At 70.8% G+C, this 26,164-nt stretch carries 23 protein-coding genes and 1 rRNA gene; 12 read left to right on the top strand and 12 right to left on the bottom strand.

All coding sequences use genetic code 11. The features are described 5' to 3' along the window. Nucleotides 1-6 precede the first annotated feature (6 nt). Together ACFWCH_RS16630 and ACFWCH_RS16625 are read right to left on the bottom strand one after the other, a co-directional pair. On the bottom strand, nt 7-1,743 hold the full coding sequence (locus ACFWCH_RS16630) for a hypothetical protein (RefSeq protein ID WP_378803880.1): 1,737 nt from the start codon (nt 1,741-1,743) through the stop codon (nt 7-9). 18 nt (nt 1,744-1,761) lie between these two features. Continuing rightward, entirely contained in the window at nt 1,762-2,073 is a 312-nt protein-coding gene (locus ACFWCH_RS16625; RefSeq protein ID WP_136031128.1) for a hypothetical protein, read from the bottom strand. A gap of 120 nt (nt 2,074-2,193) precedes the next feature. Here ACFWCH_RS16625 and ACFWCH_RS16620 point away from each other — a divergent pair, with 120 nt between their 5' ends. Further along, nucleotides 2,194-3,198, top strand: a complete 1,005-nt coding sequence (locus ACFWCH_RS16620) for a hypothetical protein (protein ID WP_206253023.1) — start codon at nt 2,194-2,196, stop codon at nt 3,196-3,198. Nucleotides 3,199-3,294: 96 nt separating this feature from the next. Here the strand turns inward: ACFWCH_RS16620 and nrdF are convergent, their stop codons facing one another. Genes nrdF through nrdH form a run of 4 tightly spaced genes read right to left on the bottom strand, consistent with a single transcriptional unit; the run spans nt 3,295 to nt 7,122 of the window. Next, nucleotides 3,295-4,275, bottom strand: coding sequence for a class 1b ribonucleoside-diphosphate reductase subunit beta (nrdF, locus tag ACFWCH_RS16615; RefSeq protein WP_136037131.1), 981 nt, complete (start codon nt 4,273-4,275; stop codon nt 3,295-3,297). A gap of 31 nt (nt 4,276-4,306) precedes the next feature. Continuing rightward, the gene (gene nrdE, locus ACFWCH_RS16610) at nt 4,307-6,451 is read right to left on the bottom strand and encodes a class 1b ribonucleoside-diphosphate reductase subunit alpha (RefSeq protein WP_308194380.1); all 2,145 of its coding nucleotides are present in this window, start codon (nt 6,449-6,451) and stop codon (nt 4,307-4,309) included. Then, nucleotides 6,448-6,882, bottom strand: coding sequence for a class Ib ribonucleoside-diphosphate reductase assembly flavoprotein NrdI (nrdI, locus tag ACFWCH_RS16605; protein WP_136031133.1), 435 nt, complete (start codon nt 6,880-6,882; stop codon nt 6,448-6,450). Before nrdI ends, nrdE begins: the two co-directional genes overlap by 4 nt. Before the next feature lie 6 nt (nt 6,883-6,888). Beyond that, on the bottom strand, nt 6,889-7,122 hold the full coding sequence (gene nrdH, locus ACFWCH_RS16600) for a glutaredoxin-like protein NrdH (protein WP_017202656.1): 234 nt from the start codon (nt 7,120-7,122) through the stop codon (nt 6,889-6,891). Nucleotides 7,123-7,545: 423 nt separating this feature from the next. Here nrdH and ACFWCH_RS16595 point away from each other — a divergent pair, with 423 nt between their 5' ends. The 6 genes from ACFWCH_RS16595 to ACFWCH_RS16570 all read left to right on the top strand — a co-directional run bounded on the left by ACFWCH_RS16595 (nt 7,546) and on the right by ACFWCH_RS16570 (nt 13,527). Next, nucleotides 7,546-8,709 carry an MFS transporter gene (locus tag ACFWCH_RS16595; RefSeq protein ID WP_378803879.1) on the top strand — a complete coding sequence of 388 codons (1,164 nt, stop codon included), beginning with the start codon at nt 7,546-7,548 and terminating at the stop codon, nt 8,707-8,709. Then, complete coding sequence (locus ACFWCH_RS16590; RefSeq protein WP_378803878.1) at nt 8,706-9,623, top strand: sugar kinase; 918 nt, start codon at nt 8,706-8,708, stop codon at nt 9,621-9,623. Before ACFWCH_RS16595 ends, ACFWCH_RS16590 begins: the two co-directional genes overlap by 4 nt. A gap of 48 nt (nt 9,624-9,671) precedes the next feature. Next, nucleotides 9,672-10,430, top strand: a complete 759-nt coding sequence (locus tag ACFWCH_RS16585; protein ID WP_378803877.1) for an alpha/beta fold hydrolase — start codon at nt 9,672-9,674, stop codon at nt 10,428-10,430. Then, the gene (locus ACFWCH_RS16580) at nt 10,427-11,587 is read left to right on the top strand and encodes an acyl-CoA dehydrogenase family protein (protein ID WP_136035754.1); all 1,161 of its coding nucleotides are present in this window, start codon (nt 10,427-10,429) and stop codon (nt 11,585-11,587) included. Before ACFWCH_RS16585 ends, ACFWCH_RS16580 begins: the two co-directional genes overlap by 4 nt. 84 nt (nt 11,588-11,671) lie before the next feature. Then, a complete protein-coding gene (locus ACFWCH_RS16575; protein WP_136031144.1) occupies nt 11,672-12,139 on the top strand; it encodes an Lrp/AsnC family transcriptional regulator in 468 nt (155 codons plus the stop codon). Continuing rightward, nucleotides 12,136-13,527 carry an aspartate aminotransferase family protein gene (locus ACFWCH_RS16570; RefSeq protein ID WP_378803876.1) on the top strand — a complete coding sequence of 464 codons (1,392 nt, stop codon included), beginning with the start codon at nt 12,136-12,138 and terminating at the stop codon, nt 13,525-13,527. The genes ACFWCH_RS16575 and ACFWCH_RS16570 overlap by 4 nt, the downstream gene beginning before the upstream one ends. A gap of 16 nt (nt 13,528-13,543) precedes the next feature. Here ACFWCH_RS16570 and ACFWCH_RS16565 read toward each other — a convergent pair whose 3' ends face one another. Continuing rightward, on the bottom strand, nt 13,544-15,091 hold the full coding sequence (locus tag ACFWCH_RS16565; RefSeq protein WP_378803875.1) for a PucR family transcriptional regulator: 1,548 nt from the start codon (nt 15,089-15,091) through the stop codon (nt 13,544-13,546). Nucleotides 15,092-15,189: 98 nt separating this feature from the next. Here ACFWCH_RS16565 and ACFWCH_RS16560 point away from each other — a divergent pair, with 98 nt between their 5' ends. Together ACFWCH_RS16560 and ACFWCH_RS16555 are read left to right on the top strand one after the other, a co-directional pair. Continuing rightward, the gene (locus tag ACFWCH_RS16560) at nt 15,190-16,674 is read left to right on the top strand and encodes a CoA-acylating methylmalonate-semialdehyde dehydrogenase (RefSeq protein WP_378803874.1); all 1,485 of its coding nucleotides are present in this window, start codon (nt 15,190-15,192) and stop codon (nt 16,672-16,674) included. 25 nt (nt 16,675-16,699) lie between these two features. Further along, the gene (locus ACFWCH_RS16555; RefSeq protein WP_378803873.1) at nt 16,700-18,088 is read left to right on the top strand and encodes an aspartate aminotransferase family protein; all 1,389 of its coding nucleotides are present in this window, start codon (nt 16,700-16,702) and stop codon (nt 18,086-18,088) included. Between the two features lie 21 nt (nt 18,089-18,109). On the opposite strand, the gene ACFWCH_RS16550 is transcribed toward ACFWCH_RS16555, so the two are convergent. Next, nucleotides 18,110-18,382 carry a metal-sensitive transcriptional regulator gene (locus ACFWCH_RS16550; protein WP_045255889.1) on the bottom strand — a complete coding sequence of 91 codons (273 nt, stop codon included), beginning with the start codon at nt 18,380-18,382 and terminating at the stop codon, nt 18,110-18,112. 36 nt (nt 18,383-18,418) lie between these two features. Between ACFWCH_RS16550 and ACFWCH_RS16545 the strand changes: the two genes are divergently transcribed. Together ACFWCH_RS16545 and ACFWCH_RS16540 are read left to right on the top strand one after the other, a co-directional pair. Beyond that, on the top strand, nt 18,419-19,696 hold the full coding sequence (locus ACFWCH_RS16545; protein ID WP_378803872.1) for a DUF445 domain-containing protein: 1,278 nt from the start codon (nt 18,419-18,421) through the stop codon (nt 19,694-19,696). A 1-nt stretch (nt 19,697) separates the two neighbouring features. Then, nucleotides 19,698-20,615, top strand: coding sequence for an arginase family protein (locus tag ACFWCH_RS16540; protein ID WP_378803871.1), 918 nt, complete (start codon nt 19,698-19,700; stop codon nt 20,613-20,615). A 72-nt stretch (nt 20,616-20,687) separates the two neighbouring features. Here the strand turns inward: ACFWCH_RS16540 and hutI are convergent, their stop codons facing one another. From hutI to hutH, 3 genes are read right to left on the bottom strand one after another with little or no spacing between them, the layout of a single operon-like run. Beyond that, nucleotides 20,688-21,869, bottom strand: a complete 1,182-nt coding sequence (hutI, locus tag ACFWCH_RS16535; protein WP_378803870.1) for an imidazolonepropionase — start codon at nt 21,867-21,869, stop codon at nt 20,688-20,690. A 22-nt stretch (nt 21,870-21,891) separates the two neighbouring features. Further along, nucleotides 21,892-23,556, bottom strand: a complete 1,665-nt coding sequence (gene hutU, locus ACFWCH_RS16530; protein WP_136035668.1) for a urocanate hydratase — start codon at nt 23,554-23,556, stop codon at nt 21,892-21,894. Continuing rightward, nucleotides 23,549-25,090, bottom strand: coding sequence for a histidine ammonia-lyase (gene hutH, locus ACFWCH_RS16525; protein ID WP_378803869.1), 1,542 nt, complete (start codon nt 25,088-25,090; stop codon nt 23,549-23,551). Before hutH ends, hutU begins: the two co-directional genes overlap by 8 nt. 53 nt (nt 25,091-25,143) lie before the next feature. Here hutH and ACFWCH_RS16520 point away from each other — a divergent pair, with 53 nt between their 5' ends. Further along, entirely contained in the window at nt 25,144-25,947 is an 804-nt protein-coding gene (locus ACFWCH_RS16520; protein WP_378803868.1) for an IclR family transcriptional regulator, read from the top strand. 135 nt (nt 25,948-26,082) lie between these two features. Here ACFWCH_RS16520 and rrf read toward each other — a convergent pair. Beyond that, nucleotides 26,083-26,164, bottom strand: a 5S ribosomal RNA gene (gene rrf, locus ACFWCH_RS16515); the annotation flags it as partial.

The raw sequence follows: 26,164 nt of genomic DNA, 5'->3' as shown, positions 1-26,164 counted from the left end.
GCGCCCTCACTCCGTGGCCGCGAGGCGCCGGCGCCAGTAGTCGATCTCCGCCTTCGACCGTGGATGGCTCAGGGGATCGACCGCGGCATCGGCGTCGTCGAGCCACGCCTGCGCGGAGAGCCGGTCCCCGGCCACGCACGACAGGGCGCCGAGCGCGATGCCGGGCGTGAACGGTCGGGTGCGCAGGTGGAGCGTCGTCTCGGTGTGGCCGGTCACCGGATCCCGCACGCCCTCCGCAGCCGGGATGCCCTCCCCTGTGGTGAGCACCGCCGCGAGCCGAGCCCGGTCGCCGCAGGCGCCCAGGAACGGCACGATGGCCGAGCGCACGCGGGCGGCCAGCCGCTCGAGGGTGTCCTCCTCCGCGAACCACGCGCTCTCCACGATCGACACATCGAGCTGGTAGGGCTTCACCCGCTGCGGGTCGCGGTGGGCGGCGACGCCGTCCTCCGGATGCAGCGCCGGGAACAGCACGCCGTAGTGCACGCTCATGTGCAGGCCGCTGGAGAAGAAGTCGATGACCTCGACGCGGTCCTCCACGGTCCGCCGCCAGGTGCGCCCCGACTTGCGGAAGCCGAATCCGCGCATCGTGCCGTCGACGTGGTCGCGCAACAGTCGATCGACCTCACCACGCAGCACCCGGGGGATCGGATTCGCCTTGGCCCGTACGGCCGCCGCTTTCTCCCGCTTCAAGTCGTCGTCGCGCGTCGCCGCTCGGGCCGTCGCCTCCGAGCCGAGCGCCGCTCCGATGCGCTTCACCAGATCGCGGCGTGCGATGCTCTCCAGCAGCGCCTCGATCTCTGCGGTGTCGGCGGGCGCATCGCGCTGCACCAGACTGTCGATCGCCGCGGTCGCCACCCGCAGGGCGAGCGACTCGGTCTGCGGGGGTCGCGTGGCGGCGCCCTGGCGGGCGAGCGCGCCGAGTAGCGGCGCGGGTACGTCGTCCGAGGACAGCCAGCGCGCGGCGACGACGGCCGCGCGCACGAGATCCTCGTTCGACGGCGTGAAGAGATGGCCGTCCGCGGCCACCCCGGTCTCGGCCGCGGCGCGTATCCACTCGCGCACCAGACGGCGGCCGGCGTCGGACTGCACGTGCTGCCGCGCCTGGCGCTGCCAGGTCTGGGACGGCGCCTTGTGTCCGAGCGCGGCCAGGTGCCGCACGATCGGTTCGATGTCATCCACGGGCAGCGCGCGGGCGAGTCGTCGTGCCGACTCGGCCCACTCGTCTCCGTCGTCGACCACCGTGAGGTCGAGGACTCCCGACGGCAGGAACGACGCCCGCAGGCGGCGCGCGACCTTGAGATCCTTGTCGACGCCGTAGCGAGAGGCGAACCGTCCGGACATCAGCCCGTCGAGGTGCTGCACGCTGGCCTCGAGCGCCTCATACAGCTCGGCATCCCGATGCCCGGCGTCCGTCGCCGTCTTGGCGCCGCGCAGCGCCGGGGCGCACACATAGCTCATGGCATCGATGGCGAGCGCGGCGCGCAGGGCGAACGCCGCGGTCTCTGCGTCCCAGGGCAGCTTCTTGCGCGGGAGGGATCGGATGAGATCGTCTTCGGCCGATCGATGCCGCCACCCGTTCACGAGCTGCGGGCTGACGTCCATGATCAGCAGCAGCGCGACGAGCTGGAGGCGCGGTGTCGACGCTCTCCCGGCGAAGGCCTCCGCCCAGTCGGTGTCCGACGACACGGGACGACCGAGGGCCTCCCCCAGCTCACGGCGCAGTGCCTCGCGGGTCAGTGCCACGCCGGCACCGCCGAGCGCTTACTCGGCGGGACCATCGATGACTTCGTCGACCAGGCTGATACCTCCGGACGAGCTCGCCTCGACCATCAGCGCCTGGATCCACTTCACGTTGAGCTGCGGGGTCTCCGGCTCCTCGAACGTGAACCGGAGCGGGATGGACGGGTGCAGCCAGATGGTCGAGCGACCGGGCGTATCGCCCTCGGGGTGACGCCAGGAGAGCGTGAAGCTCTCGTTGCGGCGGAGCTTGGTCGCGATCGCGACCTTGAGGTGTGCGAGGGCGCGGTCCTCGATCTGGATCTCGCTGCCGCTCCCGTACTGCATGGTTCCCATGCCACGACTGTAGCGGGCGGCTCTCCCGCATGCGAAGGCCGTGCTGCGCTCGCGGGAGGAGGACTCGTCCGGGGCTGTCAAGGCCCTGGGCCCGGCGCGGTGCGGGTGTAGGTTCCGCGCATGGAGACGATCAGAGTGGGTCTCGTCGCGGATCCGGCGTCGCCCACCGCCGTTGCGCGCCGGATGACCGGCCTCACTCCACCGCTCGCCGCCGAGGCCGACGGATGGATCGTCGAGCTCGTCAGCGAGCCGTTCACCCTCGGGTCGGAGGATGTGGACGTCGCTCTGGAGCGACTCCGCTCGCACGCCGATCAGCACGGGTGGGACCTCGTCATCGGCGTCACCGAGCTTCCGCTCCGCGACGACGACGGCCGCTATCTCCTGGCAGCGGTCCACCCTCGACGGCGCTCCGCCGTCCTGTCGCTTCCCGCACTGGGAGGGTTCCGGGTGCAGCGCCGCGCACGACACGCGGTTCGGGGCCTCGTGGACGGGATGGCTGAACCCGTCTCGCCGGAAGAGCAGCGCCTGCCGCTCCCCCGGCTCAGCGCCCGGGGGCGTGTGCTCCTGGGCATGGTGCTGGCCAACCGCCCGTGGCGGCTCGCCGCGGGTCTCAAATCGGCGCTCGTCGCCGCCCTCGCCACCGGCGCGGTGGCGACCATCGAGCCGACCGTGTGGTCTCTCGCCCTCTCGCTGTCGCCCTGGCGCCTGGTGGCGGCGACGGTGGCCTCGATCGCGATCATCATCGCCTGGATCGTGATCGACGGCAGGCTGTGGGACCGACCCGACGACGACTCGCCCGCGGCGCGGGAGCGATCCCGTCTCTACAACACCTCGACGCTGCTGACCCTCACCGTCGGGATCGTCATCTGCTATCTGACGCTCTACGTCGTGAACCTGGCGTGGGCGCTGTTCGTCCTCGACCCCGCGGTCATGAGTGAAGACCTCGGGCGGTCCGTCGAGTTCGGCGATCTGTTCGTGCTCACCTGGTTCGTCGCGTCGGCGGCGACTGTCGGCGGGGCGTTGGGCACCGGCCTGGAGTCCGACGAGGCGATCCGGGCCGCCACGTACTCCAAGCGCGAGGAGGAGCGCCGCGCCCGGTTGGCCGACGAGCGCGACGCCCGGTGACGACTGCCGGGTGCACGTCCACGCGGAAGGGCCCCGCCACCTGCTCATGGTGAGCGGGTCGCGGGGCCTATCGATCGTCGACGTCGGCCGGGGGACTCAGAAGTCCCAGTCGTCGTCTTCCGTGGCCTCGGCCTTGCCGATGACGTACGAGGAGCCCGACCCCGAGAAGAAGTCGTGGTTCTCGTCCGCGTTCGGGGAGAGCGCCGACAGGATCGCCGGGTTCACGTTGGTGACCGTCGAGGGGAACATCGCCTCGTAGCCCAGGTTCATCAGGGCCTTGTTGGCGTTGTAGTGCAGGAACTTCTTGACGTCCTCGGTCAGGCCGACGCCGTCGTAGAGGTCCTGCGTGTACTGCACCTCGTTGTCGTACAGCTCGTAGAGCAGCGAGAACGTGTAGTCCTTCAGCTCGTCCTTGCGCGCCTGGTCGAGCGTCTCGAGCCCGCGCTGGAACTTGTAGCCGATGTAGTAGCCGTGCACGGCCTCGTCACGGATGATGAGGCGGATGAGGTCGGCGGTGTTGGTGAGCTTCGCCCGGCTCGACCAGTGCATCGGCAGATAGAAGCCCGAGTAGAAGAGGAAGCTCTCCAGCAGGGTCGAGGCGACCTTGCGCTTGAGCGGGTCGTCGCCGCGGTAGTAGTCCGTGACGATCTGCGCCTTCTTCTGCAGGTTCGGGTTCTCCACCGACCAGCGGAACGCCTCGTCGATCTCCTTCGTCGAGCACAGCGTCGAGAAGATCGACGAGTAGCTCTTCGCGTGCACCGACTCCATGAACGCGATGTTCGTGTAGACGGCCTCCTCGTGCGGAGTGATCGCATCGGGGATGAGCGACACGGCGCCGACGGTGCCCTGGATGGTGTCGAGCAGCGTCAGGCCGGTGAACACCCGCATCGTGAGCGTCTGCTCCTCGGGAGTGAGCGTGTTCCACGACTGGATGTCGTTCGACAGCGGCACCTTCTCGGGCAGCCAGAAGTTGTTCACCAGGCGGTTCCAGACCTCGAGGTCCTTGTCGTCCTGGATGCGGTTCCAGTTGATCGCCTGCACGCTGTCGACCAGCTTGAGGGGTTCGTGCGGAGTCATTTCTCGTTGTTCCTTGGGGTGCGGAGGCCGGTCAGAGCATGCAGGAGACGCACTCGGTCATGTCGGTGCCCTCGAGCGCCAGCTGACGCAGGCGGATGTAGTAGATCGTCTTGATGCCCTTGCGCCACGCGTAGATCTGCGCCTTGTTGATGTCACGCGTGGTGGCGGTGTCCTTGAAGAACAGCGTCAGCGACAGGCCCTGGTCGACGTGCTGCGTGGCCGCGGCGTACGTGTCGATGACCTTCTCGTAGCCGATCTCGTACGCGTCCTGGTAGTACTCCAGGTTGTCGTTCGTCATGAACGCCGCCGGGTAGTACACGCGACCGAGCTTGCCCTCCTTGCGGATCTCGATCTTCGACGCGATCGGGTGGATCGACGACGTGGAGTTGTTGATGTAGGAGATCGAGCCCGTGGGCGGCACGGCCTGCAGGTTCTGGTTGTAGATACCGTGCTCCTGGATCGACGCCTTCAGCGCGGCCCAGTCCTCCTGCGTCGGGATGTGCTTGCCGGCGAAGAGCTCCTTCACCTTCTCGGTCTCGGGGACCCAGGCGCGCTCGATGTACTTGTCGAAGAACTCCCCCGATGCGTAGGTCGAGTCCTCGAACCCATCGAACGTGGTGCCGCGCTCGATGGCGAGGTTGTTCGACGCGCGCAGCGCGTGGAACAGCACCGTGTAGAAGTAGATGTTCGTGAAGTCGATGCCCTCCTCCGAACCGTAGAACACGTGCTCGCGGGCGAGGTACCCGTGCAGGTTCATCTGGCCGAGGCCGATCGCGTGGGAGCGGTCGTTGCCGTCTTCGATCGAGCGCACCGAGCCGATGTGACTCTGGTCGCTGACCGCGGTGAGCGCGCGGATCGCGGTCTCGACCGTCTGGCCGAGGTCGTCGGCGTCCATCGACAGCGCGATGTTCATCGAGCCGAGGTTGCACGAGATGTCCTTGCCGATGCTGTCGTACGACAGGTCGTCGTTGTACGTGGTCGGCGTGTTCACCTGCAGGATCTCGCTGCACAGGTTGGACATGTTGATGCGCCCCTTGATGGGGTTGGCCTTGTTGACCGTGTCCTCGAACATGACGTACGGGTAGCCGGACTCGAACTGGATCTCGGCGACGGTCTGGAAGAACTCGCGGGCGTTGATCTTCGTCTTCTTGATGCGCGGGTCGTCGACCATCTCGCGGTACTTCTCGGTGACCGAGATGTCGCCGAACGGCACGCCGTAGACCTTCTCGACGTCGTACGGCGAGAACAGGTACATGTCCTCGTCGTTCTTGGCGAGCTCGAACGTGATGTCGGGCACGACCACGCCGAGCGACAGCGTCTTGATGCGGATCTTCTCGTCGGCGTTCTCGCGCTTGGTGTCGAGGAACCGCATGATGTCGGGGTGGTGCGCGTTGAGGTACACCGCGCCGGCGCCCTGACGCGCGCCGAGCTGGTTGGCGTAGCTGAAGCTGTCTTCGAGCAGCTTCATGACGGGGATGATACCGGACGACTGGTTCTCGATCTGCTTGATCGGCGCACCGGCCTCGCGGATGTTCGACAGGAGCAGGGCGACGCCGCCGCCGCGCTTCGAGAGCTGCAGCGCGGAGTTGATGCCGCGGGCGATCGACTCCATGTTGTCTTCGATGCGCAGCAGGAAGCAGCTGACGAGTTCGCCGCGCTGCGCCTTGCCCGCGTTGAGGAACGTGGGGGTGGCCGGCTGGAAGCGACCGGAGATGATCTCCTCGACCAGGTTGACCGCGAGCTTCTCGTCGCCGTCGGCCAGGGCGAGGGCCGTCATCACGACGCGGTCCTCGAAGCGCTCCAGGTAGCGCTTGCCGTCGAACGTCTTGAGCGTGTAGCTCGTGTAGTACTTGAACGCGCCGAGGAACGTCTCGAAGCGGAACTTCTTGGAGTAGGCCAGGTCGTTGAGCTTCTGCACGAAGTCGAACGAGTACTTCTCGATGACCGCACCCTCGTAGTACTCCTTCTCCACGAGGTAGTCCAGGCGCTCACGGAGCGAGTGGAAGAAGACGGTGTTCTGGTTCACGTGCTGCAGGAAGTACTCCCGCGCGGCGCGCTTGTCGGCGTCGAACTGGATCTTGCCGTTCGCGTCGTACAGGTTGAGCATCGCGTTGAGGGCGTGATAGTCGAGCCCCTCGTATGCGGGGTTCACCTTGAAGGCCACCGTCTCGGTCACTGAAGTTCCCACCGTCGTTCCAATCCGTCGCTCACGCGATCCACGTCGTCCTGTGTGCCGAAGATCTCGAGCCGATACAAGTGAGGCACGTGGCACTTGCGGCTGATGATGTCGCCGGCGAGGCAGAACGCGTCGCCGAAGTTGGTGTTGCCCGCGGAGATCACTCCGCGGATGTGGCGCCGATTGCGCTCGTCGTTGAGGAACCGGATCACCTGTTTGGGCACCGCGCCCTTCTCGACGCCGCGCCCCGCACCCCCACCGTAGGTGGGGGTGACCAGCACGAAGGGCTCGTCAACGACGAGGTCTTCGTCCGTGCGGTGAAGGGGGATGCGTCGGGCGGGGAACCCGAGTTTCTCGATGAAGCGCGCGGTGTTACCCGACACGCTCGAGAAGTAGACCAGGAGCGGCGCTGCGGTCGCGACGGCGCTCATGGCCGATCACGCCAGGCGGGAGGCGAGCTCGTCGATCTTGTCGGGACGGAAGCCCGACCAGTGGTCCTCGTCGGTGACGACGACCGGCGCCTGCATGTAGCCGAGCGCCTTGACCTGCTCCAGGGCCGTCGGGTCCTCCGACAGGTCGTGGATCTCGTACTCGATGCCCTTGGCGTCGAGGGCGCGGTAGGTGGCGTTGCACTGAACGCAGGAAGGCTTGGTGTAGACCGTGATCGACATCTGATTCCCCTCGAATCTCTGGTTTCTCCGGCAGGCCCCCGCCGGGATCTCAATACTACATATGGGTGCGGACATTCGGAGTGACCACAAGGGGTAGTAGTTACATCCGTGTAGTTTTTCCACCGCTCTCCACTGATACAACACAGGTTCTCCACCGTTTCTTCCACAGGCGGAGGTGCGCTCGCAGCCCTCCCGAACCGCGTGAAATCGCGGCTGGGAAGACGCTGGGAGAGATCCATCCACAGGGGGCACCGTACGCCGGGCCTCGGACATCCGAATGCCTGTGGAATTCGCTCTTCGGCGTGTCGCGGGCGTGTCGCGGCGTGTCGTCCCCGACGCCGTCTCCGCAGCCCCCTCGCGGGCCGGTACCGTTGTCGGGTGGCGGGCTATCGGGATCTCCTTCGCACGCCGGGAGTCGGGCGCATGATCGCCGCCCAGCTCACCGCGCGGTTCCCCAACGGGATGATGTCTTTGGCGATCCTGCTGCACGTCGAACAGCAGACCGGCTCCTACGGATCGGCCGGTCTCGTGCTCGCCGCGACCAGCGTCGGGCAGGCCGTCGCCGGGCCGATCACCAGCCGCTGGATGGGCGCGTGGGGCATGCGTCGCGTGCTCACCCTCACCCTGACGGTGTGCGTGCTCGCCGTGCTCGGCCTGGCCGTCCTCTCGCTCTCGGTGCCGGGATACATGGCGCTCGGCATGGTCGCCGGGCTCTCCACCCCTCCCGTGCAGGCCGCTGTGCGCACGATCTACCCCAAGCTCGTCAACGCCGGTCAGCTCACCCCGCTCTTCTCGCTCGACGCCTCGCTGCAGGAGATCATCTGGGTGCTCGCCCCCGTCGTCATCACCCTGGTCTCCACCCAGATCGGCACGACCGAAGGGCTGCTGCTGGTCGCGATCGTGCTCGTGGGCGGCGGCGCGTGGTTCATCCTCTCCCCCGAGGTGGGGCGCGTGCGCATCCCGCGCAGCCGCAACGCTCTCGGCACGGTCGTGCTCAAGCCCCCCGTGCTGCTGGCCACCGTGATCGGCTTCCTCCTGATCGGCGCCTGCTCGGCCGTGGAGGTCGGCGTCGTCGCGACATTCGAGCACGGCAGCCTCGCGGCGGGCCTCATCCTCGCGGTGTTCTCGGCGGGCAGCCTGGCCGGAGGCCTCGCGTTCGGCCACATCCCGATCGGCCCGTGGGCCATGGCCCGACGGCTCCTCATCGTCACGGTCGGGCTCGCGCTCACCATGGTCATGCTCAACGTCTTCTGGCTCGGGGGCACCCTGATCCTGGCGGGCATCGGCATCGCCCCCGCGCTCGCGGTCCTGTTCGCCATCACGACCGCGAGCGTCAAGTTCAGCGAGACAGCGGAGGCCTTCGGCTGGGCGGGAACCGGGCAGCTGATCGGCGCCGCCGCGGGGTCCGCCGTCGCGGGCTTCCTCGTCGACGTCGGCGACTGGCGCGGCGCCTACCTCGCCGCCACGATCTTCGCCGGCGTCGGCCTCCTGGTCTCCATCGTCTTCGTCCGCGCCTTCCCCGACCTGCGTCACCGCGACGCGAGCCCGCATCCCGACACCGAACCCCTGGCGGTCACCCCCTCATGAGCCTCCCCGTCCCCTCCCCCGCGCCCGAGATCGTCTGCGTCGGCGAGTCGATGGCCCTGATCACCCCCACCGGCGCACCGCTCGCGGACGCCGACACCGCGACCCTCACCCATGCCGGCGCGGAGGCCAACGTGGCGGTCGGCGTCGCGGCGGCCGGGCACCGCGCCGCCTGGGCCTCGCGCCTCGGCGACGACCCGCTGGGCGACCGTCTCGCCGGCGAGCTCGAGCGTCGCGGGGTCGAGCTGTGGGTCGAGCGCGACGGGGACGCGCCGACCGGGGTCATGTTCAAGGATCCCGGTGTCGAGTCGTCCGCGGTCTACTACTACCGGCGCGGATCCGCGGCCTCCCGCATGGCTCCCGGTTTCCTCGACGCCGCCCGGCTCGAGGGCGTGCGCATCGTGCACACCACCGGCATCACCCCGGCGCTCTCGCCCACCTGCCTGGCGGCGGTCGATGCGCTGTACGCCGACGCCCGCGCCACGGGAGCCACCGTGTCGTTCGACGTGAACGACCGCCGCGCCCTGTGGAGCCCGGAGGACGCGGCCTCGACGCTCGCGCGACTCGCGGACGCCGCCGACATCGCCTTCGTCGGCCGCGACGAGGCGGAGCGCATCTGGGGCACCGCGACACCGGCCGCGATCCGGGCGCACCTCCCCCACTGCGCGCTGCTCGTGGTGAAGGACGGCGACGTGGGCGCGACCGCGTTCACGCACGACGCCGAGCCCGTTTTCGTCCCGGCCCCCACGGTGGACGTGGTCGAGCCGGTGGGAGCCGGCGACGCGTTCGCCTCCGGCTTCCTCGCGGCGACGCTCGAGGGCGAGGACCTCGCCGCACGCCTGGCCGCCGGGCACGCCGCCGCCGCCCGGGTCCTGCGGATCGCGGCCGACCTGCCCCCGCTGAGCCGCGTCGGCTGAGCCCCGCCGGGCCGACCGGTGCCGCGGCCGCGGTCGTAGGCTGGTGCCATGCCCGCACCCCTCACCCTGCCCCGACGGTCGTGGGGCGATCCCGCAGCCGCGCGCCGCATTCTTCTCGTGCACGGACTCGGCTCGTCGGGCGCCCTCATGTGGCGGCTGGGCGATGCCATCGCGGCGACCGGAGCGGCCGCGACCGCCGTCGACCTGCGCGGGCACGGTGACGCCCCCCGCTCCCTCGACTACACCGTCGACGCGTACGCCGCCGACCTCGCGGCGACGACACCCGACGACGGAGGACCGTGGGACGCGGTCGTCGGCCACTCGCTCGGCGGCGCGGCCGCGACGGTCGCCGCCGCCGGCTCGCCGGACTGGACGCGACGCCTCGTGCTGATCGACCCGGCCCTGCACGTCGACGGACGCGACGCGGGCATCGTGCGGCGCAGTCAGGAACGGGCGTTCGCCGACAACCGGATCGAGGTCGTCCGGGAGGAGCACCCGCACTGGCACCCGCAGGACCACGAGCTGAAGATCGACGCCGTGCGGCGCGCGAGCGCCTGGGCCGTGGAGCAGACCAGCGCGCAGAACCGGCCGTGGGACGTACGCCCGCACGCCGCCCGTCTCACCGTCCCCACCCATGTCATCGGCGCCGATCCCGCCGTGTACAGCATCTTCGCGGGCGACCTCGCCGCCGAGGTGCTCGCCGGCAACCCGCGGATCACGATGTCGGTCGTGGCGGGCGCGGGGCACTCCCTTCATCGCGACCGCCCGGAGGAAGCGATCCGACAGCTCCTGGAGGCACTCGCATGACCGCGTTCGACCCGACCCGCTACCTCCCGGACGACCTCCTCGCGCGCATCCGCGAACGCGCGCCGATCCACGACCGCGAGAACACGTTCCCGCAGCAGGACCTCGACGAACTCCGCGACGCCGGCTACCTGTCGATCCTGGTCCCGGTCGAGCGCGGCGGCGCAGGACTCGGGCTCGCCGAGGCCGCGATCCTTCAGCAGCGTCTTGCGGGCGCGGCCCCCGCCACGGCCCTCGCGATCAACATGCACCTGGTGTGGACCGGGGTCGCGAAGGTCTTCTCCGACCGGGGTGTTCCCGGGCTCGAGTTCGTGCAGGACGGCGCGGTCGCCGGCGAGGTGTTCGCGTTCGGCATCAGCGAGGGCGGCAACGACCTCGTGCTGTTCGGCAGCGACACGGCCGCGGTGCCCGACGCCGACGGGGGCTACGCGTTCACGGGCACCAAGATCTTCACCTCGCTCGCGCCCGTCTGGACCAGGCTCGGACTGCACGGCCTGGACACCACCAGCGCGGACGCCCCGAAGCTCGTGTTCGCGTTCGTCGAGCGGACCGACGCCGTCACCACCTCGGACGACTGGGACACGCTCGGCATGCGCGGCACGCAGAGCAGGACGACGCGGCTCGACGGCGCCGTCGCCGACGCCGCGCACGTGGTCCGGCGGATCGACCAGGGCCCGAGCGCCGACCCCATCGTCTTCGGCATCTTCTCCGTGTTCGAGATCCTGCTCGCGTCGGTGTACACCGGCATCGCCCGCCGCGCACTGGAGCTGGCGGTCGCGACGGCGCAGACCCGTCGCTCCAAGAAGAGCGGCGCCGCGTACAGCCAGGACCCCGACATCCGTTGGCGCATCGCCGACATGGCGATCGCGTACGACGCGCTGCCGCCCCAGATCGCCGCGCTCGCGCGCGACGTGGACGAGCGCGTCGACCACGGGCCGCGCTGGTTCCCCGCCCTGTCCGGCCTCAAGCACCGTGCCGTGACGATGGCCAAGAGCGTGGTCGACGAGGCGATGCTGGTGGCGGGCGGCGGGTCCTACTTCTCCGGGAACGAGCTCTCCCGGCTGTACCGCGATGTCCTCGCCGGGATGTTCCATCCGTCCGACCCCGAGTCGGCGCACGCGACCGCGGCCAGCGCCTGGCTCGGACCCGTGGAGGCCTGACCGAACGCACGGATCGTGCAGGTCGGTCACTCAGATTCGACGGATCCGGTTGTCCATGACCGCCGCCAGTGCCAGGATCGCAGCATGGCACCGGCGAAGAAGAACTCCGCCCTCGACGCGATCTCCAAGACCATCATCGAGCTGCTGCAGGACGACGGGCGTCGCTCCTACTCCGACATCGGCCGCGTGGTGGGCCTCAGCGAGGCAGCGGTCCGCCAGCGCGTGCAGCGGCTCACCGAGACCGGCGTGATGCAGATCGTCGCGGTCACCGATCCGATGCAGCTCGGCTTCCACCGCCAGGCGATGATCGGCATCCGTGTGGCCGGGGACGCCCGGCACGTGGCGGAGGCGATCGCGGAGATCGACGCCGTCGACTACGTCGTCATCACGGTGGGCTCGTTCGACGTGATCGTCGAGGTCGTGTGCGAAGACGACGACCACCTGCTGGCCCTCGTGAACGACGTGATCCGTCCGATCGACGGCGTGCTGTCGACCGAGACGTTCATCTACGCGAAGCTGCAGAAGCAGCTCTACAACTGGGGGACCCGATGACCTCGCGCTCCGTGCCGTCCGCGTCCGCGCTGCAGTCCATGGCGAAGGATCACCTCTGGATGCACTTCACCCGCCAGTCGACCATGGCGGACTCCGGCGTGCCGATCATCGTCCGGGGCGACGGGCACCGCATCTGGGACATCGAGGGCCGGGAGTACATCGACGGTCTGGCGGGACTGTTCGTGGTGAACGCGGGACACGGCAGGCGCCGGCTCGCCGAGGCCGCGGCGGCGCAGGCGTCCGAATTGGCGTTCTTCCCGCTGTGGTCGTACGCGCACCCCGCGGCGATCGAGCTCGCGGACCGGCTGGCGGACGAGGCGCCCGGCGACCTCAACCGCGTGTTCTTCTCCACGGGCGGCGGCGAGGCGGTGGAGACGGCCTTCAAGCTCGCGAAGCACTACTGGAAGCTGCAGGGGAAGCCCGCCAAGCACAAGGTGATCTCGCGTGCCGTCGCGTATCACGGCACCCCGCAGGGGGCCCTCGCGATCACGGGGATCCCCGCCATGAAGGCGATGTTCGAGCCGGTCACCCCTGGCGGGTTCCGCGTGCCCAACACTAACTTCTATCGTGCGGCCGAGATGGGCGCGCCCGCCGACGACCTCGAGGCGTTCGGGCGCTGGGCCGCCGACCGCATCGAGGAGATGATCCTGTTCGAGGGTGCGGACACCATCGCGGCCGTGTTCCTCGAGCCGGTGCAGAACTCGGGCGGCTGCTTCCCCCCGCCGCCCGGCTACTTCGCCCGCGTGCGCGAGATCTGCGACCGGCACGACGTCCTGTTGGTGTCAGACGAGGTGATCTGCGCGTTCGGACGGCTCGGGCACACCTTCGCCTGCACGGGGCTGGGGTATGTGCCCGACATGATCACGTGCGCCAAGGGCATGACCAGCGGCTACTCCCCCATCGGCGCCACGATCGTGAGCGACCGCGTGTACGAGCCGTTCGCGCAGGGCGATGTCTCCTTCCCGCACGGCTACACGTTCGGCGGCCACCCCGTGTCGGCCGCGGTGGCCCTGGAGAACCTCGCGATCTTCGACGAGGAAGGGCTCAACGCGCACGTGCGGGAGAACTCGCCGGTGTTCCGCGCGGAGCTGGAGACACTGCTCGACCTCCCGCTCGTGGGAGACGTGCGCGGCGACGGGTACTTCTTCGGCATCGAGCTGGTCAAGGACACCGCCACGCGGGAGACGTTCGACGAGGAGGAGTCGGAGCGGCTGCTGCGCGGCTTCCTCTCGCCCGCGCTGTTCGAGGCCGGGCTGTACTGCCGGGCGGACGACCGCGGCGACCCGGTCATCCAGCTCGCCCCGCCGCTGACCGTCGGACCCGCGGAGTTCCGCGAGATCACGCAGATCCTGCGGGACGTGCTCACGCGGGCGCAGGCGGTGCTCTGAGCCACGCCGTGCGGCGTCAGGAACGTTCTCGGGCTCCGCGGGGCCGCGCCAGCAGCGCGATGTGCAGCGCCGCCAGCACCTCGCCGTCGTCGAGGTCGACGGCGAGCAGATCTGCGATGACCGCGAGCCGCTGGTAGAACACGGAGCGGGACAGGTGGCTCGCCGTCGCGGCCGCCGACCGGTTCCCCGGGTGGGCGACGAGCGCGGCGAGCACGTCGAGCAGATCCCCGCGGCGCTCCCGGTCGTGGCGGATCAGCGGCGCGAGCATGCGTTCGCCGTGCTCTTGCAGTCGGCGGTCATCGCCGAGCGCCGCCACCAGCTGCGCCAGCGGACGGTCGGCCACGCGGCGCACGGTGTCGGCGGCGTCCTCCGGGGCCCGGGCGGCGAGTTCCAGTGCAGCCCTGGTGGACGCGAGGAGGCCGGGTACGTCGTCGGCCGGCTGACCGATGATCACCGCGACCGCGGGGCCGGCGATGCGGCGCGCGGCGGCGTCGCTCAGACCTCCGGCTGGCGGGACGACGAGGAGCACGACCGCGTCGTCGCGTCGGGCGGCGAGCGCGGCCACCCCCTCCGCGGTCGCGCGGGCTCGGATACGGTCCGCCGCCTCGGACGTGCGCACGACCACGCCGCACGCCGGACGCCCGCCCACGTCGAACCCCAGACGGGCGAGCCGTGCCGCGACATCGTCGACGCGCGCGAACCGCGACCCCAGCAGGTCGTCGATCAGCGTGCGATGCGCGAGCACCGTCCATTCGGCCGCTCCGTCGGCGAGGCATCCGAACGCGAGCGCGGTGGCCCCCAGCTCCAGGACCGTGAGCCGACCGGCCGGGTGCGGGGGCCCCACGAGTGCCGTGAGCGACCCCCAGCGCACACCCCTCGCCTGCACGGGTACCCGCTCGGACGCCCCGTCGGCGGCCAGCGCGAGCACCTCGGCGACCGGACGGGACAGCGCTTCGGTGGCGATCACCTCTCCCGCCAGGTTCTCCAGCACGACCGGCGCGTCGAGCGCGCGGGCCGTCTCGGTCACGATCACGTCCGCCGGGGCTCCCCGCAGGCTGAGGGCCGTGAACAGCTCGTGCAGTCGCTGCCGTTCGCGCAGGGCCGCCGTCTGCGCGTCGATCAGTGCGCGGTGCACGGCCTCCGTCACGGTGACGAACTTGACCTCTCCGGCCAGCGCGACCAGGGCGAGCGACGCCTCCGCGCACGCCTCGACCACGGCGTCCGGCACGCGCGACATCCGGTCGCCGAGCTCCACCACGACCCCGGAGACGCCGACCGCGGCCAGCTCGCGCACGAGCGCGCGCAGCGAGCGGGCGTCGCGCGGCCAGGCGGCCGCCGTGGTCAGCAGCAGCTCTCCCCCGTCGAGCAACCGCGCGACCCCGGCATTGTCGGATGCGTGCACCCAGCGCACGCCCGCGTCCAGCGCCGCCCCACCCACGAGCACGCGCGGCGCACCGTCCTGCACCACGGGGAGCGCGACCACGTCCGCCACGCGCAGCAGCGGCGATCCGTGTCGCTCCGGACGATCTGTCTCGGACGGGGAGAACTCCCGACGTTCTGACACTCCGCATCTCCTGCCGGCTCTGTGACCATGGACTCGCACCCAGCGTAGCGAGCGCCGGTCAGAGTGTCCGGTCACGCGCATCACCCAGCGGAGGAACCGTGGACATCGTCCGACACATCATCGACGGCAGCGAGACCGCGGCGGCACGCCGCACCGCCCCCGTGTACGACCCCGCGACGGGCCGGATCACGAAGCAGGTGGCGCTCGCCGACGCCACGGAAGTCGAGGCCGCCGTCACCGCCGCGGCCGCGGCGCTCCCCGCGTGGCGGGCCACCAGCCTGATCAAACGCGCCGACGTGTTCTTCCGGTTGCGGCAGCTGCTCGCCGACCGCACGTCCGAGCTCGCGGCGATCGTGACATCCGAGCACGGCAAGGTGCTCTCCGATGCGGCGGGCGAGGTGTCGCGCGGCATCGAGAACGTCGAGTTCGCCGCCGGGCTCGTGCACCTGCTCAAGGGCGAGCGCAGCGAACAGGTCGCCCGCGGCGTGGACGTGCACTCCGTCAAGCAGCCGGTCGGTGTCGTGGCGGCCATCACCCCGTTCAACTTCCCGGTCATGGTGCCGCTGTGGATGGTCGCGTCCGCGATCGCGTGCGGCAACACGGTCGTGCTCAAGCCCAGCGAGAAGGACCCCTCCGCGGCGGTCTGGCTCGCGAAGCTGTTCCGGGAGGCCGGGCTCCCCGACGGCGTGCTCAACGTCGTGCACGGCGACCGGGAGGCCGTCGAGACCCTGCTCGACTCGCCCCGCGTGGATGCGGTGAGCTTCGTCGGCTCCACCCCCATCGCGCGCTCGATCTACCGGCGGGCGTCGGCCGCGGGCAAACGGGTGCAGGCGCTCGGCGGCGCGAAGAACCACATGGTCGTGATGCCCGATGCCGACCTCGACGCCGCGGCCGACGCGGCCGTGTCCGCCGCCTACGGCTCCGCGGGTGAACGCTGCATGGCGGTGTCCGTGCTGGTCGCGGTCGGCGACGTGGCCGACGACCTGGTGGCCGCGGTCGCCGCACGCATCGGCGGACTCCGGATCGGCCCCGGCACCGACGCCGCGAGCGACATGGGACCGCTCATCACGCGCGAGCACCGTGACGCGGTCGCCTCGTACGTGCACGGCGCACCGGCGGAGGGCGCGACGGTCGTCGTCGACGGCACGGGGCAGGAGTTCGACTCCGACGGGTTCTTCCTCGGCGTGAGCCTGCTCGACCATGTGCGTCCCGGCATGGCCGCGTACGACCAGGAGATCTTCGGCCCGGTGCTGTCGGTCGTCCGTGTGGACACCTACGCCGACGCGGTCGCCCTCGTGAACGCCAACGCCTACGGCAACGGCACCGCGATCTTCACGCGCGACGGCGGCACCGCCCGCCAGTACGAGTTCGACGTCGAGGTCGGCATGGTGGGGGTGAACGTGCCGATCCCTGTACCGATCGGCGGGTACTCGTTCGGCGGATGGAAGGACTCGCTGTTCGGCGACTCCCACATCTACGGTCCCGAGTCCATCCACTTCTACACCCGCTCGAAGGTCGTCACGACCCGCTGGCCCGACCACACCCCCTCCCAGATCGACCTGGGCTTTCCGAGCAACCACTGACCACCGCGACCGGAGGGCACGACTCATGACCACCTACACCGATCGGCACGGCGCCACCCTTCCCCTGCCCGATGCGGCGGCCGACGCGCGCGTGCGTTCCGACGACCGCTCGCACGTCTTCCACTCCTGGAGCGCGCAGGCCGCGATCGATCCGCTGCCCGTCGCCGCGGGGCACGGCTCCACGTTCTGGGACTACGACGGCAACGCCTACCTCGACTTCTCCAGCCAACTGGTCAATCTGAACCTCGGTCACCAGCACCCCGACCTCGTGGCCGCCATCCAACGGCAGGCGGGGCGGCTCTCGACCATCCAGCCGGCCATGGCCAACGACGTCCGCGGCGAGCTCGCCCGGCTGATCTCCGAGGTGGCGCCCGACGGCTTCGAGAAGGTGTTCTTCACCAACGGCGGCGCCGAGGCGAACGAGTACGCGGTGCGCATGGCACGCCAGTCCACCGGGCGCCGCAAGGTGCTGTCGATGTACCGCAGCTACCACGGCTCCACCTCGACCGCGATCTCGCTCACGGGCGACCCCCGCCGCTGGGCGAACGACACCGCCGACGCGGGAGCCGTGCGCTTCTTCGGCCCGTACCTGTACCGCTCCCCGTTCCACGCCGAGACGCCGGAGCAGGAGGCCGAGCGCGCCCTCGCCCACCTGGAGCAGACCATCCAGCTCGAGGGACCGCAGACGATCGCGGCGATCATCATCGAGACGGTCGTCGGCACGAACGGCGTGCTGGTGCCGCCGCCCGGCTACCTCCCGGGGGTGCGCGAGCTGTGCGACCGCTACGGCATCGTCTACATCGCCGACGAGGTGATGGTGGGGTTCGGACGCCTGGGCGAGTGGTTCGGCATCGACGCGTTCGGCGCGCAGCCCGACCTCCTCACCTTCGCGAAGGGCGTGAACTCGGGCTACGTGCCCCTCGGCGGTGTCGTGATCTCCGACCGCATCGCCCGCGCGTTCGACACGATGCCGTTCGCGGGCGGGCTCACGTACTCCGGGCATCCGCTGGCGTGCGCGGCCGGCGTCGCGACGTTCGAGGTGTTCCGCCGGGACGGGATCCTGGAGCGCGTCCGCGACCTCGGCGAGCGCGTCGTCGAGCCGACCCTGCGCTCCTGGGTCGAACGGCACCCGTCCGTGGGCGAGGTGCGGGGGCGCGGGCTGTTCTGGGCGGTCGAGCTCGTGCGGGATGCGGAGACCAGGGAGCCGTTGGTGCCGTTCAACGCCGCGGGTGCCGACGCTGCGCCCATGGTCGCGTTCGCCACGGCCGCTCGACGCGCAGGGGTCTGGCCGTTCACGCACTTCAACCGCGTGCACATCGCGCCGCCGCTGGTGATCGAGGAGGAGGAGCTGCGGCGGGGGCTGCGGGTGATCGACGAGGCGCTGGCCGTGGCGGACGAGGTGGCCGCCGGCTGAGGAGCCGGGCGGCCGGCGGGGCTACTTGGAGTCGAAGTCGAACGCCTTGAGCAGTTCCAGGACGGCCTTGTCGCGCTCCTCGCCGCCCTCCTCGAACATGTGGGTCACGTGCGTGCGCAGGTGGTTCTCGAGCAGCAAGCGGTTGAGAGACTCGAGGGAGCGCTGGATCGCCCGGGACTGCGTGATGATGTCCATGCAGTACTCCTCGTTCTCGATCATCCGCGCGACGCCGCGCATCTGACCCTCGAGGATGCTCGTGCGATGCAGGGCGCGCTTCTTGATGTCTTCGATCACGTATCGAGGGTACTCGCCCCGTGAAAGGATGACGTCATGCCGCGAACACCCACGACGCTGCTCTCCCTCGCCGATCAGGAACGGCGGCGAGCGCTGCGGCGGATGAAGGCCGTCGCCCTCGGCGCCCTGCTGTTCATGGCCCTCGCGTTCGTCATCGCCTTCGCGTTCCAGGAACGCGTCGGCTGGCTCTCCTACGTGCGCGCGGCGGCCGAGGGTGGCATGGTCGGTGCTCTCGCGGACTGGTTCGCGGTCACGGCGCTGTTCCGTCGCCCCCTGGGGCTGCCCATCCCGCACACGGCGATCATCCCCAACCGCAAGGACGAGATCGGCCGTACGCTCGGCGAGTTCGTGGAGACGAACTTCCTGGCCGCCGACGTGGTGCGCACGAAGCTGTCGACCACCGCGATCGCGCGCCGCGCCGGCGAGTGGCTGCGGGAGGAGCCCCATGCGGAACGCGTCGCCGCGGAGGGCGCGACGATCGCGACGGCGGTGCTCAACGCCCTGAGCGACGACGACGTCCGTGACCTGCTCACGGATCTCGCCCGTGAGTACCTCGTGGCGCCGGAGTGGGGTCCGCCCGCCGGGGCCTGGCTGGAGAAGATCGTCGAGTCCGAGGCGCACCACGGCGCCGTCGACCTGGCGGCCGACAGCATCGAGCGCTGGCTGGAGGCCAACGCCACCTCGTTCACCGGGCTCGTGTCGCGACGCCTCCCCGGCTGGGTTCCGAAGCTCGCGCATCGGTTCGTCGACGACACGGTGTACAACGAGGCCCTCAAGTTCGTGCGCGCCGTGCAGGCCGATCCGCACCACCCGGCACGCCTGGCCGTCGACGGCTATCTGGCCCGGCTGGCCGACGCCCTGCAGAACGACCCGGCGACCCGCGCGAAGCTCGAGAACGCGAAGGCGTCGCTGTTCGACAGCCCCCGGGTGGGAGCGCTGGCCGCCGAGGCCTGGAACACCGCGAAGAACGGACTGCTCACCTCGCTCGCCGATCCGGAGAGCGGACTGCGGAGCCGGGCGGTGCAGGCGCTGCAGGAGGTGGGCGAGCGCCTCACCACGGACGCCGCCCTGCAGCGTCGCGTCGACACCTGGGTGTCCGACGCCGCGGTCTTCCTGGTCGAGCGCTACCGTCATGACATCGCCTCGATCATCACTGACACCGTGGAGCGCTGGGACCCCGCCGAGACCACCGAGAAGATCGAGCTGATGGTGGGCAGGGACCTGCAGTACATCCGCCTGAACGGCACCGTGGTGGGCGCGCTCGCGGGCCTGGCGATCTTCACGCTCGCGCACGCCCTGATCCCGGGAGTCTGACATGGCACTGTCCCACGACCCGCTCTGGCCCCGTGCCGGATCCTGGCCCGCGTTCGGTGCCGCGGCCGACGCCGTGCTGCTGGGCGTGCCGACCTGGCGCACCTCGCTGTCGCCCACCGGAGCGCACGCCACGCCCGCCGCGATCCGCGAGGCCCTTCCCCGCTACGGCACCGCGCTGATGGGTCCGCCGCCCCGCGACCTGAACGAGCTACTGCGCATCACCGACGCCGGTGACATCGCCGAGCCGGACGGGCCCGCGGGGGAGGCGGAGGTGATCGCCCGCGTGCGAGAGCTCTCGGAGGGGGCGGAGCTCGTGGTCGCCCTCGGCGGAGACAACTCCCTCACGTACCCGGTCGCTCTCGGTGCGCGGGCCACGGGGCTCATCACGTTCGACGCGCACTTCGACCTCCGCGACGGCGTGTCCAACGGCAGCCCGGTGCGGCGCCTGGTCGAGGACACCCCGGTGGCGTCGCTCCTGCCGACGACGCGGCTCGACCCCACCAGGGTCGTGCAGATCGGGATCGCGGACTTCGCGAACTCGGTCGCCTACGTCCGGCGCGCCTCGGAGTGGGGCATCCGGGTGATCACGCTCGACGAGCTGCGGCGGCGGGGTGCCGCCGACGTGGTGACCGAGGCGCTGGAGATCGCGGGGGCGGGCCCCGACCCGCGCGTGCACCTCGACATCGACGTGGACGTGTGCGACCGCGCCGTCGCTCCCGGCTGTCCGGCGAGCGTCCCCGGTGGGCTGCAGGCGTGGGAGCTCCGCGCCCTCACGCGTGCCGTGGGGTCGGATCCCCGCGTCGTGAGCGCCGACGTCGCCGAGGTCGACGCGACCGCCGATGCCGCCGACGCGCGGACGGTGCGACTCGCTGCCCTGTGCGTGCTGGAGCTGCTGACCGGGCTCGCGCTTCGCCGATGAGGTTCGTGCCGGCGAGGCCGGCGAGGGTGTCCGCGGCGGACGCTGTCCGCTCCTGAGCCGGAGCGCGGGCGGTCAGCCGACCTCGACGCCGTCCTTCCACACCCGGTGCACGAGCGGAACGCCGGGGCGGTAGGCCAGGTGCACGCGGCTCGGCGCCTCCAGCAGCACCAGGTCCGCGCGTGCACCCGGTGCGAGCGTGCCGATGTCGTCTCTGCGCAGGGCGCGGGCGCCGCCGGCCGTGGCCGCCCACACCGCTTCCGCCGGGGTCATGCCCATATCGCGCACGGCCACGGCGATGCAGAACGGCATCGACGAGGTGAAGCTCGACCCCGGGTTGGTGTCGCACGCGAGCGCCACGGTCACCCCCGCATCGAGCAGTCGTCGCGCGTCCGGGTACGGCTGACGCGTCGAGAACTCCACCCCGGGCAGCAGGGTGAGCACGGTGTCGGATCCGGCGAGCGCCGCCACGTCCGCATCGGTCAGGTAGGTGCCGTGGTCGATCGACGCGGCGCCGAGCTCGACGGCGAGCTGCACCCCCGCGCCGGGGCCGAGCTGGCTGGCGTGCACCCGCGCGCCCAGTCCCCGGGCGATGCCGGCTTCCAGCACACGCCGCGACTGCGCGGTGGTGAAGGCGCCGGTCTCACAGAACACGTCGATCCACCGGGAGTGCGGCGCACAGGCGTCGAGCATGGGACCCGCCACCAGGTCCACGTACTCGTCGGCGCGATCCGCGTACTCCGGTGGCACGACGTGCGCTCCGAGGAACGTGACCTCGGGCGTGATCTCGGCGGCGAGCCGCACGAGCCGTTCCTCGTCCTCGACGCTCAGCCCATACCCGCTCTTGATCTCGACGGTCGTGGTGCCCTGCGCGAGCATCTCGTCGCGGAACCGCCGCAGCCGCAGCCGCAGCTCGGCGTCCGTCGCGGCCCTGGTCGCGGCCACGGTGGAGCGGATGCCTCCGGCGGTGTACGGGCGTCCCGCCATGCGGGCCTCGAACTCGGCGGCGCGGTCGCCCGCGAACACGAGGTGGCTGTGGCTGTCGACGAACCCGGGGATCACGGCACGTCCCGCAGCGTCCACGACCTCGAGGTCTGCCAGCCCGGCGGTGCGCGCCGCGGCATCGCCAGCGGGGCCCGTCCAGACGACGCGCCCCTCGTCGAGGAGCACGGCTGCGTCGACGGCGGTACCGCAGGGATCGCGGTCGCTCGCGACGTTCGTGGTGAGTTCGCCGATGCGGGTGATGAGCGTGGGCATGCGGTCTCCTGGTCCGGGCGGGTCAGAGCATCGGGATCGTCAGGCCGCGCTCGCGCGCCACCTCGCGGGCGTGCTCGTACCCGGCGTCCACGTGCCGCATCACACCCGTCCCCGGGTCGTTCGTCAGCACTCGCGCGAGCTTCTCGGCCGCGAGGTCCGTGCCGTCCGCGACGGTCACCTGGCCCGCGTGGATCGAGCGCCCGATGCCGACGCCGCCGCCGTGGTGGAGCGACACCCAGGAGGCGCCCGAGGCCGTGTTGAGCAGCGCGTTGAGCAGCGGCCAGTCGGCGATCGCGTCTGAGCCGTCCTTCATCGCCTCGGTCTCGCGGTACGGCGACGCCACCGACCCGGCGTCGAGGTGATCACGACCGATCACGATCGGCGCGGAGAGCTCCCCCGAGGCCACCATCTCGTTGAACTTCAGCCCGGCGAGGTGCCGTTCCTGGTAGCCGAGCCAGCAGATGCGTGCCGGGAGGCCCTCGAACTGCACGGAGGACCCGGCCTTGTCCAGCCAGCGACGGAGGGCGGTGTCCTGCGGGAACAGCTCGGCGATCGCGCGGTCGGTCTTCGCGATGTCGGCGGGGTCGCCGGAGAGCGCAACCCAGCGGAAGGGCCCTCGACCCTCCTCGAACTGGGGACGGATGTAGGCGGGTACGAAGCCGGGGAACGCGAACGCGCGGTCGAATCCGCCGAGCTCGGCTTCCGCGCGGAGGGAGTTGCCGTAGTCGAACACGGCCGCCCCGTCGTCGAGGAACCCGACCATCGCCTCGACGTGCGCCGCCATCGACGCCCGCGACCGTCGGGTGAACTCCTCCGGGTCCCGCGCGGCTTCGGCTCGCCAGTCCGCCACGGATACGCCGACGGGCAGGTAGGCGAGCGGGTCATGCGCGCTGGTCTGATCCGTCACGATGTCGATGGGCACTCCGCGGCGCCGCAGCTCGGGGAAGATCTCGGCGGCGTTGCCGACCACGCCCACGGAGCGCGCCTGTCCCGCGTCCTTCGCGGCGACCGCTCGGGCGACGGCGGCGTCGAGGTCGTGCGTGTACTCGTCGAGGTAGCCGTGTTCGACGCGACGCGCGAGCCGGGTCTCGTCCACGTCGACGATCAGCACGGCCCCCTCGTTCAGCGTCACGGCGAGGGGCTGCGCGCCCCCCATTCCCCCGGCGCCGGCGGTCAGCGTGAGAGTGCCGCGCAACGAATCGCGTCCGAGCGAGCGGGCGACGGCCGCGAACGTCTCATACGTCCCCTGCAGGATCCCCTGCGTGCCGATGTAGATCCACGACCCCGCGGTCATCTGCCCGTACATGGTGAGCCCGAGCTCCTCCAGCCGACGGAACTCGGGCCACGTGGCCCAGTCGCCCACGAGGTTCGAGTTCGCGATGAGCACGCGGGGCGCCCACTCGTGCGTGCGGAACACGCCGACCGGCTTGCCCGACTGCACGAGCAGCGTCTCGTCGGGCTCGATCTCGTCGAGCGTGCGGACGATCGCCTCGTATGCGGCCCAGCTGCGCGCCGCGCGGCCCGTCCCGCCGTAGACCACGAGCTCTTCGGGGTGCTCGGCGACCTCGGGGTCGAGGTTGTTCATGAGCATGCGCTTGGCGGCTTCCGCGCCCCAGCTCTTGGCGGTGCGGGTGTTCCCTCGCGGTGCGCGGACGGTGCGGCTCTTTGGTTCGACGGTGTCACTCATGCATGTGCTCCTTTGCGATGCGGGCGACCTGGCCCGACTGGACGAGTGCGGTCACGGCTTCCATGTCCGGCGAGAGGTAGTGGTCGGGGCCCGGACCGGCGGCGACGGTCCGCACGAGGTCGCGGACGGCGCCGGTCGCGGCTCCGGCCTCGAGGGGCGCGCGCAGATCGAGGGCTCGCGCAGCCGTGAGGATCTCGATCGCGAGCACGCGCGACAGTCCATCGATCGCACGGCGCAGCTTGCGGGCGGCCGCCCAGCCCATCGAGACGTGGTCCTCCTGCATCGCCGACGACGGGATCGAGTCGACCGAGGCGGGCACGGCCAGGCGCTTGAGCTCGGAGACGATGCCCGCCGCGGCGTACTGGGCGATCATGAGGCCCGAGTCCACGCCCACCTCCGCGGCCAGGAAGGGCGGCAGTCCGTGGCTGCGCGCGGGGTCGAGCGCGCGATCGGTGCGGCGCTCCGACACCGAGGCGACGTCGGCGACCGAGATGGCCAGGAAGTCCAGCACGGCGGCGACGGGTGCGCCGTGGAAGTTGCCGTTGGACTCGATGCGGCCGTCGAGGGTGATGACAGGGTTGTCGATCACGCTGGAGAGCTCACGCAGCGCGATCGTCTCGGCGTGCGCGACCGTGTCCCGGGCGGCCCCGTGCACCTGCGGAGAGCACCGGAGGGAGTAGGCGTCCTGCACACGTCCATCCTCCGGCCCCTTGTGGCTGGCCACCATGGGCGAGTCGGCGAGCAGCGCGCGAAGGTGCGCCGCCGAGATCGACTGTCCCGCCTGCGGGCGCAGCGCCATCAGGTCCGCAGCGAAGACGGCGTCGGTACCGAGCTGCGATTCGATCGACATCGCCGCGGCCACGTCAGCCGTGAGAAGAAGTGTGTCGAGGTCGTGCAGGGCCAGCGCCAGCATGCCGAGCATGCCGTCCGTGCCGTTGATCAGCGCGAGGCCTTCCTTCTCGACCAGTGTCAGCGGAGCGATCGCCGCGGCAGCCAGGGCGTCGGCGGCGGGAACGAGAGTGCCCTGCGCGTCGCGCACGTCCCCCTCCCCCATGGTCGCGAGCGCGATGTGGGCGAGGGGCGCCAGATCGCCGGAGCAGCCGAGGGAGCCGTACTCGCGCACGACCGGTGTGATGCCGGCGTTGAGGAGCGCCGCGTACGTCTCCACCACCGCGGGCCGCACCCCGGTGCGACCGGAGGCGAGGGTCTGCAGGCGCAGCAGCTGCAGTCCGCGGACCACCTCGCGCTCGACCTCCGGACCGGTACCGGCGGCGTGCGAGCGGATCAGACTCGCCTGCAGCTGCAGACGACGCTCGGGCGCGATGAACGTCGTGGCCAGCGCGCCGAAGCCGGTCGACACTCCGTAGTGCGGGTGCGGATCCGACGCGAGCCCGTCGATCACACGACGGGTCTCGGCGACCCGCTCCAGGGCATCGGTGGGCACGATGACGGGTGCTCCGTGACGAGCCACGCGGACGACATCCGCGAGAGACACGGGACCGCGACCGACGACGACGGGGGTGGAAAAGCTCATGGATCCGATTCCACACCCGACGGCCCCGTCGCGCGGTGTCTTCGTGAGATCCTGTGTCTGTGATCCCAGACAGCAGCGAGCCCGCCGTGGCCGGTACGAGCGTGCCGGCCGCCGACCAGACGCTGCGGATCCTGAGCCACCTGGCCACCCGTCCGGCGCCGGTCGCTGCGTCGGCGATCGCGCGGGAGCTCGGGCTTCCGCGGTCCACCGTCTATCACCTGCTGAACACGCTGGCCGCCCGGGGCTTCGTGATCCACCTTCGCGACGACCAGCGGTGGGCGCTCGGCACCGCCGCGTTCGAGCTCGCGGGCGGGTATGCCCGTCAGCAACCGCTCGCCCGTCTCGGCCGGCCGATCGTCGCGGCGCTCTCCGACCGCCTGGGAGAGAGTGCGCACCTCGCCGTGATGAGCGGCAGTGACGTGCTGTACATCGTGGAAGAACGTGCGGCCCGACGCCCGGCCCTGGTCACCGATGTCGGAGTGCGCCTCCCCGCTCATCTCACGGCGACGGGCCGCGCCATGCTCGCCGCGCTGCCCCGTGAACAGATCAGGGCGCTGTATCCCGGGCCCTCGGCGTTTCCGGACCGGACGGGTCGCGGTCCTCGTCGGCCGTCGGAGCTGCGTGAGCTGCTGCGGCAGGTGAGGGAGCGCGGGTACGCCACGGAGGACGGCGAGGTCGCGGACGGCCTGCGGTCCGTCGGTGCCGTCGTCGCGGATCGCACAGGATGGCCTGTCGCTGCGGTGGCGGTCACCTGGGCCGGCGACAGCCGTGACGCACCGCAGGACGGCCGCGACGCAGCACTGGCCACGGAGGTCCGCGAGGCGGCAGCGCTTCTCGAGGCCCGCACGACGCGTTGAGGCCGTGCCCTGCGCGCGCAGGTTCGGCGGCGCGGCCCGTTAACGCAAGGCGGCGCGGCCCGTTAACGCAAGGCGGCGCGGCCCGTTAACGCAAGAAGGCCACCCAACGATGGGTGGCCTTCTTGACTAAAAGGAGTCCGGCGGTGTCCTACTCTCCCACAGGGTCCCCCCTGCAGTACCATCGGCGCTGTGAGGCTTAGCTTCCGGGTTCGGAATG

The organism is Microbacterium sp. NPDC060132, from assembly GCF_042729675.1.
Classification (GTDB): domain Bacteria; phylum Actinomycetota; class Actinomycetes; order Actinomycetales; family Microbacteriaceae; genus Microbacterium; species Microbacterium sufflavum.
This window is presented reverse-complemented; position numbering and strand designations above follow the sequence as displayed.